The 16,156-nt window shown below is 63.4% G+C and carries 16 protein-coding genes; 7 read left to right on the forward strand and 9 right to left on the reverse strand.

The window, feature by feature from the left end:
- Window positions 1–150 precede the first annotated feature (150 nt).
- Window positions 151–1,548, forward strand: a complete 1,398-nt coding sequence (locus tag ACR9ZC_RS02030; protein ID WP_481578914.1) for a zinc ribbon domain-containing protein — start codon at window positions 151–153, stop codon at window positions 1,546–1,548.
- Between the two features lie 30 nt (window positions 1,549–1,578).
- On the opposite strand, the gene ACR9ZC_RS02035 is transcribed toward ACR9ZC_RS02030, so the two are convergent.
- Both ACR9ZC_RS02035 and bla read right to left on the reverse strand, forming a co-directional pair.
- Window positions 1,579–2,907, reverse strand: coding sequence for an NAD(P)/FAD-dependent oxidoreductase (locus ACR9ZC_RS02035; RefSeq protein ID WP_481579692.1), 1,329 nt, complete (start codon window positions 2,905–2,907; stop codon window positions 1,579–1,581).
- 40 nt (window positions 2,908–2,947) lie between these two features.
- Window positions 2,948–3,874 (reverse strand): class A beta-lactamase, encoded by a 927-nt coding sequence (gene bla, locus ACR9ZC_RS02040; protein WP_481578915.1) that lies wholly within the window; start codon window positions 3,872–3,874, stop codon window positions 2,948–2,950.
- Window positions 3,875–3,980: 106 nt separating this feature from the next.
- Here bla and ACR9ZC_RS02045 point away from each other — a divergent pair, with 106 nt between their 5' ends.
- Window positions 3,981–4,847, forward strand: a complete 867-nt coding sequence (locus tag ACR9ZC_RS02045) for a LysR family transcriptional regulator (RefSeq protein ID WP_481578916.1) — start codon at window positions 3,981–3,983, stop codon at window positions 4,845–4,847.
- A gap of 41 nt (window positions 4,848–4,888) precedes the next feature.
- Here the strand turns inward: ACR9ZC_RS02045 and ACR9ZC_RS02050 are convergent, their stop codons facing one another.
- A complete protein-coding gene (locus tag ACR9ZC_RS02050; protein WP_481578917.1) occupies window positions 4,889–5,743 on the reverse strand; it encodes a helix-turn-helix domain-containing protein in 855 nt (284 codons plus the stop codon).
- 373 nt (window positions 5,744–6,116) lie between these two features.
- The gene (locus ACR9ZC_RS02055) at window positions 6,117–7,205 is read right to left on the reverse strand and encodes a calcium:cation antiporter (protein ID WP_481578918.1); all 1,089 of its coding nucleotides are present in this window, start codon (window positions 7,203–7,205) and stop codon (window positions 6,117–6,119) included.
- An 87-nt stretch (window positions 7,206–7,292) separates the two neighbouring features.
- On the opposite strand from ACR9ZC_RS02055, the gene ACR9ZC_RS02060 reads away from it, so the two are divergent.
- On the forward strand, window positions 7,293–7,982 hold the full coding sequence (locus tag ACR9ZC_RS02060; protein ID WP_481578919.1) for a DNA-3-methyladenine glycosylase: 690 nt from the start codon (window positions 7,293–7,295) through the stop codon (window positions 7,980–7,982).
- Between the two features lie 27 nt (window positions 7,983–8,009).
- On the opposite strand, the gene ACR9ZC_RS02065 is transcribed toward ACR9ZC_RS02060, so the two are convergent.
- Entirely contained in the window at window positions 8,010–8,600 is a 591-nt protein-coding gene (locus ACR9ZC_RS02065) for an acyl-homoserine-lactone synthase (RefSeq protein ID WP_331566191.1), read from the reverse strand.
- 144 nt (window positions 8,601–8,744) lie between these two features.
- Between ACR9ZC_RS02065 and ACR9ZC_RS02070 the strand changes: the two genes are divergently transcribed.
- Complete coding sequence (locus ACR9ZC_RS02070) at window positions 8,745–9,074, forward strand: helix-turn-helix domain-containing protein (protein WP_414720140.1); 330 nt, start codon at window positions 8,745–8,747, stop codon at window positions 9,072–9,074.
- Here ACR9ZC_RS02070 and ACR9ZC_RS02075 read toward each other — a convergent pair.
- Entirely contained in the window at window positions 9,037–9,741 is a 705-nt protein-coding gene (locus tag ACR9ZC_RS02075; RefSeq protein ID WP_481579693.1) for an autoinducer binding domain-containing protein, read from the reverse strand. The two genes, ACR9ZC_RS02070 and ACR9ZC_RS02075, sit on opposite strands and share 38 nt — an antisense overlap.
- A 502-nt stretch (window positions 9,742–10,243) precedes the next feature.
- Entirely contained in the window at window positions 10,244–10,702 is a 459-nt protein-coding gene (locus ACR9ZC_RS02080) for a CBS domain-containing protein (RefSeq protein ID WP_481578920.1), read from the reverse strand.
- Window positions 10,703–10,921: 219 nt separating this feature from the next.
- Between ACR9ZC_RS02080 and ribA the strand changes: the two genes are divergently transcribed.
- On the forward strand, window positions 10,922–11,569 hold the full coding sequence (gene ribA, locus ACR9ZC_RS02085) for a GTP cyclohydrolase II (protein ID WP_331566187.1): 648 nt from the start codon (window positions 10,922–10,924) through the stop codon (window positions 11,567–11,569).
- Window positions 11,570–11,816: 247 nt separating this feature from the next.
- Here ribA and ACR9ZC_RS02090 read toward each other — a convergent pair whose 3' ends face one another.
- Together ACR9ZC_RS02090 and ACR9ZC_RS02095 are read right to left on the reverse strand one after the other, a co-directional pair.
- A complete protein-coding gene (locus tag ACR9ZC_RS02090) occupies window positions 11,817–12,299 on the reverse strand; it encodes a LysR family transcriptional regulator (protein ID WP_481578921.1) in 483 nt (160 codons plus the stop codon).
- 26 nt (window positions 12,300–12,325) lie between these two features.
- Complete coding sequence (locus ACR9ZC_RS02095) at window positions 12,326–14,008, reverse strand: ABC transporter substrate-binding protein (protein ID WP_481578922.1); 1,683 nt, start codon at window positions 14,006–14,008, stop codon at window positions 12,326–12,328.
- Window positions 14,009–14,205: 197 nt separating this feature from the next.
- Here ACR9ZC_RS02095 and ACR9ZC_RS02100 point away from each other — a divergent pair, with 197 nt between their 5' ends.
- On the forward strand, window positions 14,206–15,225 hold the full coding sequence (locus ACR9ZC_RS02100) for a sugar ABC transporter substrate-binding protein (protein WP_481578923.1): 1,020 nt from the start codon (window positions 14,206–14,208) through the stop codon (window positions 15,223–15,225).
- A 77-nt stretch (window positions 15,226–15,302) separates the two neighbouring features.
- On the forward strand, window positions 15,303–16,076 hold the full coding sequence (locus ACR9ZC_RS02105; RefSeq protein ID WP_481578924.1) for a TIM barrel protein: 774 nt from the start codon (window positions 15,303–15,305) through the stop codon (window positions 16,074–16,076).
- Window positions 16,077–16,156: the final 80 nt, after the last annotated feature.

Genomic DNA, 16,156 nt, shown 5'->3' on the forward strand with positions numbered 1-16,156 from the left:
TGCCCGATAGTGGGCTATTCCCAGCTTCACGAACTCGGAAAAGATGCCCCTGGTAGCCACCTCGAATTGTTGTCCGGCGCTGATTCAAGAGCGCGTCTTCGAGCCTGAACGTTCGTTGCTCGTTGTAAGGAGTAGGAGTTGACGATGTTGATGAGCGAGACTGCCGCTGAGATTCAATTTCCCGCGACCTGCGCGCGGTGCGGAGTCCGCGTCGCGGAGCGCGTATCGTTCTGCCCGCATTGCGGAACGCACGCTCGACTCGCGTTCGGCAAGAGCGCGCGCGCGCCGCAAAGCTCGCGTGCGCCAGCCCAAGGCGTGCCAGCCCAAGGCGCGCCCGCCCAAGGCGCGCCCGCCCAAGAACGGAAAGAGCCTACGGCGGCGCGGGAAGGCGGCGTTCCACCGTGGACCGCGCGTCCGCAACCGCTGTTCGCAGCAGCCGGGGAGGCCGAGCCGTTTGCAGGCATCGCGGCACCCATTCGAGACTTCGGCGCCGCAGGCGGCCGTCAATGGGGCGTGAAAGCGAGCACGGCAATCACGCTGGCCGCGTTTGTCGCGCTCTTCGGGTCCATCGTGTTGTTGCATCGTCACGACGATGCTTCGCCACACGACGAGCAAGCGCCTGTGCGGACGGTCGAAGGCAGCGTGCAGCCCGGGGCGTCGGTGGCCGGCAAACCTTCGGGTCATGCCAATGACGCGCCGGCCGCGGTGGCAACGCCGCCCGCGGTAGCCGCCGCGCGCGTGCCGCCCAAGCCGGTGCCCGCTGCGCCGCCCCCTGCACCTGCGCGGGCGCCTGCGCAGGAGCAATCCGTGGCGGCCGTGAACGTTCGTCCCGATCCGGCTCAAGCCCCCGTCGCCCCCGCGCCGCCCGCCAAGGGCAATGCGCAGAGCGCTTCGTCGAAAGTCGATGCGGCACCCGAGCGCGGACAATCGAAAGAGGCGCCTGCCGTTGCGCGACGCCAGGAGCGCAACCGCTATGCGTCGAGTGCGCCGAAGGAGGAGGCGGCGCGCCGCAGCGCGAACGCGTATACCGATGCTGCGATACCTCCGCAGCCCGCGGTACCGATGCTGCCCGGTACCGCCCCGCCCAGCGATACGCCTCGGCCCAGCATAGGCAGCTCGTCGTATTCTCTCAACGACACCCCCGCGATCCGAAGCGCAAACGCACAGCGCGAGCCGCACCAGGCCTCGGTCGAGCGCTCGATCGCGCTCGCACAGGCGAGTCTTGCAAAGGCCAATCTCGCGGCGGCGCGCCGCGCGCTCGACGCGGCACGGGCTGCCCAGCCGGGCAACAGCGAGGCGTTCATCCTTCAGCAAGACCTCGTTTCACGCGAAAGGGCGCGCGACTCCGCTTTGAATTCGGCGCGCGTCTGCGCGGTGCAGCAGCAATGGAACTGCGCGTGGCACCAAGCCGGCAGCGCGTTGTCGATCGATGCGGGCAGTGTCGAAGCGAAGGCGCTCGTGCAACGCGCAATGATCGAATCGGGTGCGGCGTTCCGCCCGCCGGGTCCGGGGGCCGATGGCCCCGACGTTCCGCTACTGGCGCAATGACGCGAGCACCGCGCGCTCGACGGCGCGGACTCAGCGTGCGTGCCTGCCCATGCGCAAGCGCGCGACGTGCTCGGCCGCCACGTCGATGCCGATCTTCGCGAGATAGTGGAGTTCCGCGGCGGCCAGGCCGAGCCGGCCGTACGTAGGAACGAGTCCGAACCGCGCGAACGCCGGTGCAATGGCCTCGCGGTTGGCGATAGCGGCCGCGAGTAGTTCGCCGGCGACCGTAGTCGGCGCGACACCGTGGCCGCCGAACCCTATCGCATGCCAGATTCCGTCGGGCGTCCGCCCGATCTGCGGCATCTTGTGCCGCGCATAACTCATCAAGCCGCTCCAGGCGTATTCGATCTCGACTCCACTCAATTGCGGATAGACGCGCAGCATATCGCGTTGCAGTAGCTGCGCGATCCTTCTGGGCGAACGCTCCAAGACGGAGATGCGGCCGCCCCAGAGGAGTCTCGTGTCGGGCAGCGGGCGGTAATAGTCGAAAGCGAAACGCGTGTCGTAGACCGCAGACGCACATTCGATCGCCGTTTTGAGTCGTTCGCCGAGCGGCTCCGTGGCAACGACATAGGTAGCGATCGGTAACATGGCGCGCTCGACCGCGCGGGAGATGCCGCTCGAATAGCCGCCTGCCGCGATGACGACCTCGCGTGCCTCGATCGACCCTACGGGCGTGTCGACGCGCAGGCCCTCCTTTCGATGCTGGATCGAGACGGCGGGGCTGCCTTCATAAATCCGGACACCGGCGGCGGTGAGCGCGCGAACGAGACCCAGCAAATATTTGAGCGGATGAAAATGAAATCCGTGCGGTTCGAGCAGCCCTCCGTGATAGCGCTCCGACTTGAGCCGCTGCCGCAGTTCGATCGCACCGATCGGTAGCCAGTCGACCCCGAAATGCTCGCGCATCGTTTCGCGCAACGCCGCGAGCCGCGCGGGCCGGCCGAACCAGTCGGCCAGGATGACACCCGCATGCACGGCGTCGCAATCGATGTCGTATCGGGTAATGCGTCTTCGAATCAGATCGACGGCGGCCGTCGTCAGTGCGTAGAGCGCATTCGCATCGCGCTCGCCGAGGAGCCGCAACAGTTCGGCGTTCTCGAGGCTGTAGCCGCCGAAGACGAAACCACCGTTGCGGCCCGACGCGCCGAAACCGACTCGTTCGGCTTCGAGGACGACGATATCGCGAAGGCCTCTTTCGACGAGGCCGAGCGCCGTGGCAAGGCCGGCAAAGCCGCCGCCGACGATACATACCTCGGCTTGCTCGGTTCGCGCACCGAGCCGCGGCAACGCGGGGCGCGTGACCGTCGCTTCGTAATAGCTCGATGGGAGCGGGTGTGCGGTATCGGTCCGTTGCATCAGGGTCTGTTTTCGGCGGTCATCCATACGGCCGCAGTCCTTATCCGACGATCGACGCCGCGAGCCGGCCTACCTCGGCGAGCGCCGCGTTGCGTTGTGCCGCCGCGGCCGTCGTCGCCGTCAAATAGGCGGTCACGATGATCGGTCCGCGCCCGGGCGGCCAAACGATGGCGATGTCGTTCGCCGTACCGCGCTCGCCCGTACCGGTTTTATCGCCCACGCGCCAACCTTTCGGCAATCCTGCGCGAATGCGCTCGCCGCCCGTTTGGTTCGCTTCCAGCCACGCGAGCCATCGATCGCGCGAGCTCGGCGAAAGGCGGTTGCCGAGCAACAAAGTCCGTAATGTCGCCCGCATGGCCGCGGGCGAGGTCGTATCGCGCGGATCTCCAGGTAGCGCTTCATTGAGCGTCGGTTCGTTGCGATCGAGACGCGTGACAGTATCGCCCAGGCGCCGCGCGAATGCAGTGAGCCCGGCAGGTCCCCCGATGCTGGCCAGCAGCAAATTGCCGGCGGTGTTGTCGCTGAGCGTGACGGCCGCTTCGCAGAGCTCGGATAGTGTCATGCCTTTGCCGCCCGTGTGCTTGCCGGTTTCGGGCGAATAAGGCACGAGGTCCTCACGGCTGAACACGATGCGCCGCGACAGGTCGTCGAGCTGCTGATCGACGCGTTCCAGCACCGCTGCCGCAGCCAGCGCCTTGAAAGTGCTGCACATGGGGAAGCGCTCGTTTTCGCGATGGCCTGCCGCGAATCCGGAATTCGTATCGAGGATCGATACGCCGAGCCGGCCGGCTACGCGCGTCTCGATTGCCGCGAGCTGCGCTTCGATCGATCGCGCGAGTTCGTTCGGCGAATGCTCTCCGCCTCGAGCCGTCGATTTCGCGTCTGACGCGCGCGCCCCTCCGGGTACAGTCACAAGCCCAGCTATCAGGCCGCTCGCCACCGTGCCGATAAACTGTCGTCTTTGCATTGCCTTGCCTCCTTGGGTTGGAGACGAGAATATCGCCGATGAGGCAGGCTGCCACAATCGACGTTATTTTTTTCCAGACGATAGAAATACTTGTGGGTCGATCCAAATGGGACGTTATTTGCCGTTGAATGCGCTGCGTGCTTTCGAGTCGTCGGCGCGTCATCAGAGCTTCACGCGCGCGGCGCGCGAGCTCAATGTCACGCAGGCTGCCGTGAGCCAGCAAGTCCGTATGCTCGAGGCGCGGCTCGGCACCGCATTGTTCAAGCGGCTGCCGCGCGGCCTCGGGATGACCGATGAGGGCCTGGCGCTGCTGCCCGTGCTCAGCGATGCATTCGATCGCATCGATGCCGTGCTCAGGCAGTTCGAGGGGGGGCATTTCCACGAGGTGCTGACCGTGGGGGTGGTCGGCACATTCGCGGTCGGTTGGCTCATGCCGCGTCTGACGCACTTTCGCGCGGCGCATCCGTTCGTCGAGTTGCGGTTATTGACGCACAACAATCTGGTCGACGTGGCCGCGGAGGGCTTCGATTGCGCGATTCGTTTCGGCGATGGCACCTGGCCGGGCATGCAGACCACCGAGCTGGTGCCGGCGCCGCTGGGTGTGCTTTGCACGCCGGAACTCGCGGCCCGGCTGCGCTCGCCGGAAGACCTCGCCAACGAGACGTTGCTGCGCTCGTACCGGGCCGACGAGTGGGCACGGTGGTTCGAAGCAGCGGGTATGGAGACGCGGGCGCTCCGCGGTCCGGTATTCGACTCCTCGCGGCTGATGGTCGAAGCCGCGATGCAGGGTGCGGGCGTCGCGCTCGCACCCGTGCGGATGTTCGAGCACGAGTTGCACTCCGGCCGCCTCGTGCGCGCGTTCGATATCGAGGTCGACACCGGCAGCTATTGGCTCACCTGGCTGAAATCCAAACGCGTGACGCCGGCCATGCAGGCCTTCACGAATTGGATCGTCGAACGATCGGCGTCTTGATGGTGAGCGCAATGGGGGGCGTGGGCAGCCCTGAAGCACCCTTAATCGCGGCCGAGCCGCTTCGACAAATCGGCGACGAGAATGGCCAGCCGAGCGGGCTTCTCGTAGCAGGCTACGTCGAAACGGCGAATGACCTCGCTGATCTCGCTTTCGCTGGCTTTCCCCGTCAGCAAGTCCCCGGTAAGCAGGAAGATGGGCACGTCGGGTTTTGGCGAGCGGCGGATCGCTTCGATCGTCAGCGCGGCCGACTGATGCCCGAAGCGCCAATCGGTGATGACGGCGTCAAACGTTTGCGCGCGCAGGGCGATTTCGAGCATTTCCAGCCGATCGAGCACAGCCACTGCGAAGCCGTTCTGCTCGAGATAGCCGCGCAGCGCTTCGGCCGCCGCATTATCGCTGTCGACGACGGCGACGGTGGGTCGGATGAGCTCGGCACGCTGCGGGCGAATCTCGATCTTGACGACTTCGCAAGCGTGCGGCTCCGGGGTGCCCTCGCAGTGCACTACGCGCCAGCGGTTGCCTTCGGGATACGCGACGAATTCGCTGCGCCGATGAGCATTGAGCGGGCCGGCGATCCAGGCGGTGCAAGGCCATTGGGCCGCACCGACGCTGAAGACCGCTTCGCGGGGGTGGGCGTCGCCAAGCCCGCTGCCGTCCGCCGCCACGCCGACGAGCTGGGCGGCCGGCTCGTCGAACGCATCGGCGACCTTTCGAATCTGCGCAAGCGTCCAGGGGCTGCTGCCGCGCAACTTGCGGTGCCCTTGGGAAAAGCTCAGCGCAAGGATGCGGCACAGCTCCGTCGTCTGCTGCCGTTTCGCGATGCCGTGCCGGCTCATCAATGCGCGTACGCGCTCAGCGACGGCCAGGGAGTCCGTTGAAGTTGCGTCGTTCGTCATGCTGCTGGGGCGCTGGGTCGTCCGATGGCGATAACGGGGCCAATGGGCCAATGGGTGCCACCGCAGACGAAGGCTGCGTGGCGGCGAAGATGCACTAGGCGGGCCGTATTTTAACGGGCAACGCGCCCCGTTTTTTCGTCAAATGTGTTTCTACAGGTTACGTCTGCAACCATCGGCTGCAAAGCACTTATGTAGTAATCCGAAGTTTTTCCGTTCGATCCGCGCCAGGCGCGTTTCCAGCTTGCCCTGCAGGCTGCAACGCGGCGGGCCGCACCGGTCCTCGCACTGCAATTCGATACATTTGCGGGATTTTTCTTGCGCAATGCGGCGTGACTTTGTGCGCCGCATCGCGGTAGGCGCGCGGGCGCGAAGGTCAGTGCGTGACCGAGAGAAAGAGATATGCGGCGAACAGCACGAGATGGACCGCGCCCTGAAGGATCGTCGTTCGCCCGGTCGCGAGCGTCAACGTACTCACCAGGAGCGTGAGGCTCAGCAGCACCGTCTCCATACCGCCGATGCCAAGCGCCAGCGGCATGCCGTTCAAGACGAACACCGCGGCCACGGTCGGAATGGTCAGGCCAATGCTCGCCAGCGCGGAGCCCAGGGCGAGGTTGAGACTCGTTTGCAATCGATTGGCGTGCGCCGCTCGCGTGGCAGCCACGCCCTCGGGCAGCAGTACGAGGGCGGCGATCACGATCCCGACGACGGCTTCCGGCGCACCTGCCGCCTCGACGGCACGTTCCACAGCGGGAGACAGCCGCTTCGCGAGCAGCACCACAGCAACGAGACAGACGACGAGCGCGATCGCGCTCGTGAGCGTCGTGCGCGTGCTGGGCACCTCCGCATGGACCGATTCGTCTTGCGGCCCCTGGCCGCTCAGAAAGTAATCACGATGCCGGACGGTCTGTATAAAGACGAACACCCCATAGAGCGCCAGCGATGCGACCCCTGCAAAGGCGAGTTGCGATGTCGACAGGACAGGCCCCGGCGCGGCGCTGAGATAGTTCGGCATGACGAGCGTGAGAATGGCGAGCGCGGCGAGTACCGTCAGCGCGGTATTCGCACCGCTCACGCGGAAATCCTGCTCCCCATGGCGCAGGCCGCCAACGAGCAGACAGGTTCCGACGATACCGTTGCAGACGATCATGACGGCCGCGAAGACCGTGTCGCGGGCGAGCCCCGATTTTTCGGCGCCGGCTGAAAGCATGACCGAAACGATCAGGGCGACCTCGATGATCGTGACGGCGATGGCCAGCACGAGCGTGCCGAACGGTTCGCCGATCCGGTGAGCGACCACCTCGGCGTGATGCACCGCGGCGAACACGGCACCGGCGAGCGACAGCGCGACGATGGCGAGCACGAGCGGGTGTCCGCCGGTGAAGGCCGAGACGCCGAGTACGAGCCATGCGAGTGGCGGCAGAATCAAGGTCCAATACGGCAAGGCGTTAGGCGAACGCGACATCGTCATTCCTTTCTTGTCGAGGGCTGGGCACGGTGCACGTCCGTTTATACATGAACTAACATGCCTCATCCGCAGATACCCCCGAATATGCCAACGAACGATCGTTTCCTGGACGCCCCACAGCGCTCACATGATGTATGCGGCCCGTCAGCGGCGGTTGCAGCGCTCACACGGCTCGCGCGCGAGGAACTGCCCGTCGATACGGTGACGCTGGCCCGCTTCATGGTCGGCAAGTATCTCGTGCACGATTCGCCGGAGGGGCGCGTGAGCGGCCGGATCGTCGAAACCGAGGCCTATCCCGTCGGCGACTCCACGAGCCACGCCTACCGGGGGCTGCGGCCCTACAACGGCGCGCTCTTTCGCGCGCCTGGGCACGCGTATGTGCGGCTCGTTTATGGTGCGTCGTACATGATCAATATGTCGAGCGAAGTCGAGGGGGTGGGCGCAGCAGTGCTCCTTCGCGCGGTCGAACCCATCGAGGGCATCGCGCTCATGCAGGCGCGTCGCGCCGGTGCCCGGCATGTGGACCTTGCACGCGGGCCGGGGCGGCTTACCGCTGCGTTCGCGATCGGGCCGGAATGGGATGGAGCCGATCTTTGCGGTGGCGCCGCGCTATGGATTGGCCGCGATGCCGGGGCGGCGGTTGACGACGCCGGCGGCGCGCGCCTCGCCGCGACGAAACGAATCGGACTTTCTCGGGAGATGCACGCGCTGCTGCGGTTTTACGAGTGCGGCAGTCCGTTCGTCAGCGGACCGAAACGATTGCTGGCAACGTGAAGTGATTCCAGCGTTGCCAGCAATCTTTCAGGCGGCTTCGGCGCAGTGCTCGAAGAGCGCATGATGCGTTTGCTCTCCGAGCTCGATCGTGAGCCCGACTGCGTTTTCGACACCGATTCTCATCGGCGGTCCGAAGCGACGCGTCTCGACGCCGGTTTTCCGCAGCAACCGTTCGATCGCCGTCGTCGTGACCGTGACATAGCTGGAAATACCCATCCGATCTGCGAACTTCACGACTTCGCGCATGGCATCCAGGGCGAGGCCCGCGAAGCCGAACCCGGGTGTTTCCGGTGCGACGATCGCAAAGCGGCTCAACTCCCAGACGTCATGCGAGGACGGTGCGGGCTGACCGTGAAGCAACTGCCCGAACGTGTCGCGCAGCATGTAAGGTCCGACAGTCGGCATGATCCGCCAGCAACCGCATAACGTATCGTTCTCGTCCTGCACGAACATGTAATGTGGCGAGAGCGCATCGTAGCCGTCGATCTCCATGCCCGAGAGGATGGCGACTTCCCATCCCATTCGTTCGCCGAACACCTTGGCGCGTAGGCGGTACATCTGCGCGAGCGCATCGAGACCAAAGCTCTGTTGCGACCCAATCGTGATTTTTGCGTTCATGTCGTCTCCATGGGTTGGCCCTACCTAATGCGCATAGACGATATGCACTTTGCGTGCGGTGCGTAACTGTCAAGCAAGATAGGTACAAATGCGCGCCGATAATTGGGATGATTCGCGCACCACGTACGGACCCAGGTGAAACCCATGACGACGATTGGCAGCTATCCAATGGAATCGGACGAATTTGCGCGACCCGTTCGCACCGAAATCGACAGCAACTTTATTCAGGCATATCGACGAAAAATCCGCGAGAGCCAGAAGGTTTTCTGGTCTCGTTTCGGTGTAACGCAATCGAGAGGCAGTCGCTTCGAGCTCGGTGCGAATATTCCGAAGCCCGTCATGATGTTATTGAGGCTTTACTTCGAGGGGCGCATCACGGACGACGATATCGCGAGCGTCAACCTTCGTCGCCCAGCGGCGCATCGTCCGCCGATGTTCAATCGGGATCTATCAAACCCATTCGGGTCGCTTTGACTGCGGCTGCGCTTCGCGAACTCACACCGAACTTCGTTCGGATGTTCGCCATGTGGAAGTTGACGGTGGCTTCCGAGCAGCCGAAGATCTTCGCGATCTCCCAGGTCGATTTGCCTTGCGCGGTCCATTGCAGGCATTCGTATTCACGCGGCGTCAGTTTCGGTATCAAGGACGCCGTGTGGCTTGCGACGAACCGTTGAGCGGTATCGAACGCCACATCGCGCAGCAACGTGAGCATCGGCAGATACCGCCGCACTTGGTTGTCGAGCTCGCGGGCCGACTGGTCGCCGCATACGAAGCACAGCATGCCGACTTCCTGCTTGGGCCCGTGAATCGGCAACGAGATGCCGGTGCATAGCCCGTGGCGTCGCGCTTCTTCGTACATTTCCTGTTGCCCGCGGTCAGTGAAGAGCGACGACGACCAGATCAGCGGCGCCGTCTGAGTCATGCAGTGCGAAACCGTGGGATCGATCCGCACGAAGGCTCGTTCGTCGTAGGTGTCACGCCAGGCGGAGGCGTAATCGCTGCGTAGGTAAACATCGCTGAAGCGCATGCCGGGCCGCGGTATGACGGCGAACAACGTCTGGTCGAAGCCGCATCGCTTGCCCAGGACCGCGAGCGCATCAAACCAGGATTGCTCGTTGGTTGCCCGCCATAACGGCGCCATGGGCTCGATAAATTGACGCGGCATATGTCCTCGATGACGAAAATGTTACTGCTGTTTCACCCGCATAGGTCGGCATTTTATTCTCCGTCCGTCAAGTATTTTCGCTTGCCGGGAAATCAGGATGGCTATCGCCTTATTGATGAGATGCAAGGGTATATCAAAAATAGCGTGTTTGAGTAGGGGCTCGACGCAGGGATACGCGGTATCGATTTCAAATTGAATCACTTCATTTCCGGTGTTTCGTAGTAATTAATTTTATGTAGTCTGTGAATTAGATTTTCGACTAAAGAGCGAATCGCAAATGCGGCAATTGGAATTGCGGCCGGGAGAGCACGGGCGCGGGGTCGCAAAGCGGGTTGGAATCGGTCATGGATGGCTGGTGGCGGCGAGCGGAAAGAGTCGCGCTGCGCTGTCCGCATTGGCGTAGCGCAGCCGTCGGCACGACCTGCCGGTCGGGTTTGCCGCGGTTCGCGAGCGCGTGACGGCGCGTCGCGTTCGGCGCTCAGGTATGGACGCCGGTGATGTAGTGTTCGAGTTGCTGAATGGTGAATTGCTGATCCGAGATAATTGTTTTCACGAGGTCTCCGATCGAAATCATGCCGATCAGTTGCTCGTCGTCGAGCACGGGCAGGTGACGCATGCGATGCGTCGTCATCAGCGCCATGCACTGCTCCGCGGAATCGGCTGGCGTGACGTAGCGGACCTGGCGGGTCATGATGTCGCGCACCGGCGTGGTCTTCGACGAACGGTCCATCAGGACGATTTTCCGGGCGTAATCGCGTTCGGTGACGATGCCTGCGATCTCGTTGCCGTCGAGGACGACGAGCGCACCGATGTGATGCGCGGCCATCATCTTGACCGCTTCGTAGACCGAAGCATCGGCGGTGATCGTGACGACGGACCGATTTTCGCCGGGTTGGGGCTCGGTTTTCGATTTGAGGATTTGCGCAACGCTCGTCATGGCCGGGGTCTCCGCTCTCGTTCAATGGCAGCCGGGCCCCGTTGGCGGATCGAGCGCCCACGGACGCGGCTGACAGAGTGCAGTATAGGCGGTGGAGGCGGCGACCGCCCGAATCGGCCGCCCGCCGGGCCGCGGCGGGCGAATAGCGGTACACTCGCGTTTTGTGCGCGCCATTGTCGGCGCCGGACGTTTTGTCGCATTCCACCCGATTCGAAAGTCATGCCCACGCATTCTGAGCCGCTGCCCGAGGGCGACGGCAGTGAACAACGATGTGTCACGCTCGCCGCCACGGCGACGCTTCCGACCCGCTATGGGACCTTCACGTCATACGCATTCCGTGCGGACGCGGAAAATGCCGAACACCTGGCCCTGGTCATGGGCGATGTGGCGAACCGGCAATCCGTGCTGACGCGGCTTCATTCCGAGTGCCTGACGGGCGACGTGCTCGGCTCCTACCGCTGCGATTGCGGCGAGCAGCTCGACCTGGCGCTACGCTACATCGCGGCGGAGGGGCATGGTGTCCTGCTTTATCTCCGAGGGCACGAAGGGCGGGGTATAGGCTTGTCGAACAAGATTCGGGCGTATGCGCTGCAGGAGCAGGGCCTCGATACCGTCGAAGCCAATCTGGAGCTCGGATTGCCCGACGATGCGCGCGAGTACGATTCAGCCGCTGCGATTTTGCGGATGCTCAAAGTCACTTCCGTGAGGCTCATGAGCAACAACCCGAAGAAGTTCGATACGCTCGCGAAGCACGGCATTCCGGTTTGCGAGCGCGTCGCGCTCGCGATCCCGGCGCGCGACGAAAACGAGCGCTATATCCGGACGAAGCAGGTCAAGTTCGGGCATTACTTCGAAGAGAACGAGTAGCGCGGGATTGGGGCATGTAGAACGTGCCCTGAAGGTAGTTCGTCTTACTGTGTTGACTCTTCACGCTCGCCGGAACCGTATATAACCGTACGACCGAAGAGGAATGGGAAGTCAGTCAAGTTTTCGATCATGCCTGCGCTGATCTCGTCAAAGTCAGTATCGCCGCCGAGGTCGACCCGAAGCGAGCCGGATTCCCGCAAGCGTAAATACGGTGGCGCCGGATTGCGCCGCACGTGCAAGCAACCATTTACGTGATCGGGTTGCGCCATCCCGGTCTGCGCAGAACGTCGAACTCCAGTTCGGGCGGTACGCCTGAATCGGGTGGTGCCAGATGTCGCCGGTAAACAGCGCGCGCTCGCCTGCCGACTCGATTTCGATCGACATGTGCCCAACGCAGTGGCCAGGTGTCGGATGGAATTTGGTTCTCGACAAAACCAATCCGTAGGCTGCCTTCAAGGCCTTCGGAAACACGCCTTGCGGCGCGAGTCGCGGCCGCGAGCGTCGCGAGCACCGCTCGGACCTCCCGTAGAAACAGTTCTCCGGCCGGCGTCAGCGTCACGCCACTCGTTGTGCGCTGAAAAAGTGCGACCCCGGCTTCGGCCTCCAGGTCCTGGATCTGGCGCGTGATAGCCGGTTGCGTCACGTGAATCCGTTCCGCAGCCACGCGGAAACTGCGCCCCTCGGCGACAGCGACGAAATAGCGCAGGTGACGCAATTCCCTTTTTTGCATCCGCTGATGAAGTGAGTGGAATGACGTTACATACTACCGCTGCGCCCTGGCCGCCCTCGCGCGTCGCCCGCTCCGGCAAGGTCATCCTGCAATCGGGCAATGCCCGTTCGCACATCGCCATTGCCATTGCCATCGAACAGCAGCCGTTCGAGATGGCTGCCGAGCACCTCGATCAGATCGTGATAGCGCGGACCCCGCGCGGAGGGAAACGACGCAACCTGTCTTGTCCTTGCGAGTTCATCCATCACTGCGATTACGCGGTTGCGCTGAAGAACGTAACGGTCTTCTGCAACGGAATGGCGTGCGTTTCCGGCTGCGCCGTGCAGCACGAAGTACTTCATGAGTTCGGGCGAGGTCAGCGTCTCGATCGCCCGCCAGGCACGGGTGGTAGCGCGCGCTCCGTTGCGCGAAGGGATCGCGAGCAGCGCTCCGCCAAGCGGCGATATCGGCGTCATGTTCGGCGTTATCGTCGGATGGAACTGCAGTCCGATACGGCCGCCTTTGTGCAACAGCATATGGCTGTCGAGCAGGCCGTAGCGATTCGACCAGTGATAACACATCGCCGCCTTGCCGCCGCCGAACATCTGCGCATTGCGCGTCCAGTCCATGCTGCGCAGATTGGGCGGTGACCAGGGAATCAGCGCGCGCAGATACTCGATCACATTTCGCCCGCTTTCATTGTCGACGAGCAGCACGCCTCGTTCGTCGTAAGTCATCTGTCCTTGCGCGCCGAGAATCTGCAGGAACGATTCGGCAAGCGGTAGGCCCGGCGCTGCATTCCATGTGATGCCCGCGCGTTCGAGGCTTGGGCGGTGCAAACGGCTCGCACAGCGGATCACGTCGTCGAAAGTGCTCGGCGGGTCGAGGCCTTCCGCTTCAAAAAGATCGCGGCGATACCAGAGAAAGTCGAGCGTTGGCTGCAGGGGGATCGCGTACAGCTCCCCGCCGACCCATCCTGCCTGCCAGACGGCATCGTAGAAATCGGCACCTGAGAAGCTTCCTTCCGCCTGTAACGCCTGCAGCTCGCACAGACGGTCGTCTCTGCAAAGCTCCGCTAGCCACGGAAACGGAACCGCGACGAGCATCGGCGCGTTGGCGTCCAACCGGCTAGGGTCGTCGAGCGTGAGATCGAGTGTCCTGCGATAGGCGTGCTGCGGCCAGGTGAGCACCCGAAGGCGATGGCCGAGAAAACGCTCGATATCAGGCCGGTTGCGCTTGATGATCTCGAACACCGGGTCTTCATAAGCGACGAGCGTCAGGTCTATCGCGTCGTTGAAACCCTCCGCGGCGGCACGCGGCCATGCGATTTCCGATGCAGGGGCGAGTGCCGCGGCATCGAAGCGATCGAATGATGAAGAGTCGCTGGCGTCGATGATGAGCCGCACAGTCTGCTCGGTGATTCTATCGAGACATTCGAGAAGCATCGCCGACGGTGTGATGCACGCGCGATTGCCGCTTCCCGGTAGCGCGCGGAATTGCAGCCAGCCTTTGGCCTTCAGCGCGAATACGATCCGGCGCGCGCTCGTGCGTGGCAACCCCGACCGATCGGCGAGCGCCGTGATCGCCGTGTCCTTGCCGTCCAGGTGGTTCTGAAGCAAGGTCGCAAGAACCGGCCACAGCGTTGGGGCGTCCGTCCCGAACTCGGCGCGCAGGATGTCAGCCAGCGTGTTCACGACTGCGAGAGTCGCACGACGGTCACGTGCATGCATGAGAGCCCCTTTCTATCGGCGTCAGTGTAGCAGTGACGGCCGCCGGCACGCGTGCCAATCAAGATGCAAATAATTGATTGAATTGAAAATAACCAGAATGGACATTGAGCGCTGCGGGCGTTTTCCCGGTGCCGGCATACGATGCAGGCACGCTATGCCGTGACGGCGGGCGACGACACCAAAGACAGGAGACATCAATGAAACGACTGTTTCGCCGGATGGCCGCGGCGGCATGGCTGCTGTGCAGTTTCCACGCGCTGGCCGCCGGCCCAAGGTTTGTGGTGGTGACCCATGCCCCCGACGCCGATCCGTTCTGGAACGTCGTGAAGAATGGCATCGCCGACGCGCAGCAGGATTTCGGCGTGACGGTCGATTACCGCAACCCGTCCAACGGCGATCTCGCCGACATGACACGTTTGCTCGAGCAGGCCGGAGCACGTCACTATGACGGCGTCGCGACCACGATCGCCGACTTCGACGTAATCCAGCGGCCAGTAAAAACGATCGTGGAGAAAGGCGATCCCGTCATCACGTTCAATTCCGGAACAGGCGAGCAGAGCCGCCGGCTCGGTGCGCTGCTGCATGTCGGGCAGCCCGAATATGAAGCCGGCAAGGAGGCTGGCGAGCGCGCCAAGGCCGCGGGTGTGAAGACCTTCCTTTGCGTCAACAACAACGCGACCAATCCGGTTTCCTTCGAACGGTGTCGCGGCTTCGCCGACGCAATCGGTGTGGACTTCAAAAAAGCCACGCTCGATTCCGGCAACGATCCGACCGAGGTCGAAAACAAGGTGTTCGCTGCGCTTCATGCGCACCCGGAAACGCAGGCCGTGCTCGCGCTCGGCCCGACGTCGGCGGTGCCTTCGCTGCGCGCGATCCGCAAGCTCGGCCTCGCGGGCAAGGTCTACTTCGCGACGTTCGACCTGACGCCGGAAGTCGATAAAGCGATCGAAGCGGGCACCGCCGCCTTCGCGATCGACCAGCAGCCCTATCTGCAGGGCTATATCCCGGTAGCGCTTCTCGCAATCATGACGCGCGAGCACACGCGCGATGTCGCCAAAGCATGCGCCGCTCTCAAGGCCGACCCGAAATTCGTGCAACGCGTGCGTATGTATGGACTCGCGCCGCATTTTGTCAGCAACGGCGTGGACACGGGCCCGGGATTCGTGACCCGCACGAACGTTGCGCTCGTTGAAAAATACGCCGGCAAGTATCGTTGATCGAATTGCCACCGCGGCCCTCAGCAGGGGACCCGCGCAGTCCTCGCCCTCCATACCGTTTTTCCAAAGGACGTTTTATGTTCCAACTAGCCGTATGCGCCGAAATGGTGTTTCGCGACCTCCCATTTGTCGAGCGCGTTCGCGCAATTGCCGGCCTGGGTTTTCACGTCGAGATTTGGGACTGGACGAAGCACGACATCGACGCGCTCGTCGCGACGGGCGCTGCGTTCTCGTCGATGACAGGCTATGTCAGCGGCGACCTGGTCACGAAGCAGGGCGCGGCGGCATTGCTCGAGACCGCACGGCAGTCGATCGAGGTCGCGAAGCGCTTGCGCTGCCCGCGCCTGAATCTGCATGGCACCGGCCTCGGGCCGCAAGGATTGCCCGTTACGCCGGCCGCGGCAACAACTGGCGAAATGTGGATGGCGGCATACCGCACACTGACTGACGTTGCGCAGCTCGGCCGGCATGCTGGCGTCACGTTTTGCTTTGAGAATCTGAATACGGACCTCGATCATCCGGGGGTGCCGTTCGCCCGCGCCGCGGATACGCTCGCGCTCGTCGCAGCGGTGAACGACCCGCATTTGCGCCTGAACCTCGATCTGTATCACGCGCAGATCGGGGAGGGCAATCTGATCGAACTGGTACGGCGCGCGTTGCCGTATGTCGGCGAAATCCAAGTCGCGGACGTGCCCGGACGCTGCGAGCCCGGGACGGGCGAAATCCATTATCCGGCGATCGCGCGCGCGCTCGACGAAGCCGGCTATCGAGGCACCGTCGCGCTCGAGGCCTGGGCAAGCGGTAGCGACGAGGTTGCGCTACGGCGGTTCAGGGATGCGTTCGCCGTGTGAGGCGCAAGGCGCCGCGCGCGCATGTCGTTCGATGCTGACATTTAGCGCTACTAATCAATCATTCCGGGGCATCGCGACGC

The organism is Trinickia sp. HAY1-2D (assembly GCF_056754935.1).

Bases quoted from the DNA above. Each gene is read 5' to 3' on its own strand.
- ACR9ZC_RS02030 (WP_481578914.1), top strand. From the start codon at position 151: ATGAGCGAGACTGCCGCTGAGATTCAATTTCCCGCGACCTGCGCGCGG.
- ACR9ZC_RS02035 (WP_481579692.1), bottom strand. From the start codon at position 2,907: ATGCAACGGACCGATACCGCACACCCGCTCCCATCGAGCTATTACGAA.
- bla (WP_481578915.1), bottom strand. From the start codon at position 3,874: ATGCAAAGACGACAGTTTATCGGCACGGTGGCGAGCGGCCTGATAGCT.
- ACR9ZC_RS02045 (WP_481578916.1), top strand. From the start codon at position 3,981: ATGGGACGTTATTTGCCGTTGAATGCGCTGCGTGCTTTCGAGTCGTCG.
- ACR9ZC_RS02050 (WP_481578917.1), bottom strand. From the start codon at position 5,743: ATGACGAACGACGCAACTTCAACGGACTCCCTGGCCGTCGCTGAGCGC.
- ACR9ZC_RS02055 (WP_481578918.1), bottom strand. From the start codon at position 7,205: ATGTCGCGTTCGCCTAACGCCTTGCCGTATTGGACCTTGATTCTGCCG.
- ACR9ZC_RS02060 (WP_481578919.1), top strand. From the start codon at position 7,293: ATGCCAACGAACGATCGTTTCCTGGACGCCCCACAGCGCTCACATGAT.
- ACR9ZC_RS02065 (WP_331566191.1), bottom strand. From the start codon at position 8,600: ATGAACGCAAAAATCACGATTGGGTCGCAACAGAGCTTTGGTCTCGAT.
- ACR9ZC_RS02070 (WP_414720140.1), top strand. From the start codon at position 8,745: ATGACGACGATTGGCAGCTATCCAATGGAATCGGACGAATTTGCGCGA.
- ACR9ZC_RS02075 (WP_481579693.1), bottom strand. From the start codon at position 9,741: ATGGCGCCGTTATGGCGGGCAACCAACGAGCAATCCTGGTTTGATGCG.
- ACR9ZC_RS02080 (WP_481578920.1), bottom strand. From the start codon at position 10,702: ATGACGAGCGTTGCGCAAATCCTCAAATCGAAAACCGAGCCCCAACCC.
- ribA (WP_331566187.1), top strand. From the start codon at position 10,922: ATGCCCACGCATTCTGAGCCGCTGCCCGAGGGCGACGGCAGTGAACAA.
- ACR9ZC_RS02090 (WP_481578921.1), bottom strand. From the start codon at position 12,299: ATGCAAAAAAGGGAATTGCGTCACCTGCGCTATTTCGTCGCTGTCGCC.
- ACR9ZC_RS02095 (WP_481578922.1), bottom strand. From the start codon at position 14,008: ATGCATGCACGTGACCGTCGTGCGACTCTCGCAGTCGTGAACACGCTG.
- ACR9ZC_RS02100 (WP_481578923.1), top strand. From the start codon at position 14,206: ATGAAACGACTGTTTCGCCGGATGGCCGCGGCGGCATGGCTGCTGTGC.
- ACR9ZC_RS02105 (WP_481578924.1), top strand. From the start codon at position 15,303: ATGTTCCAACTAGCCGTATGCGCCGAAATGGTGTTTCGCGACCTCCCA.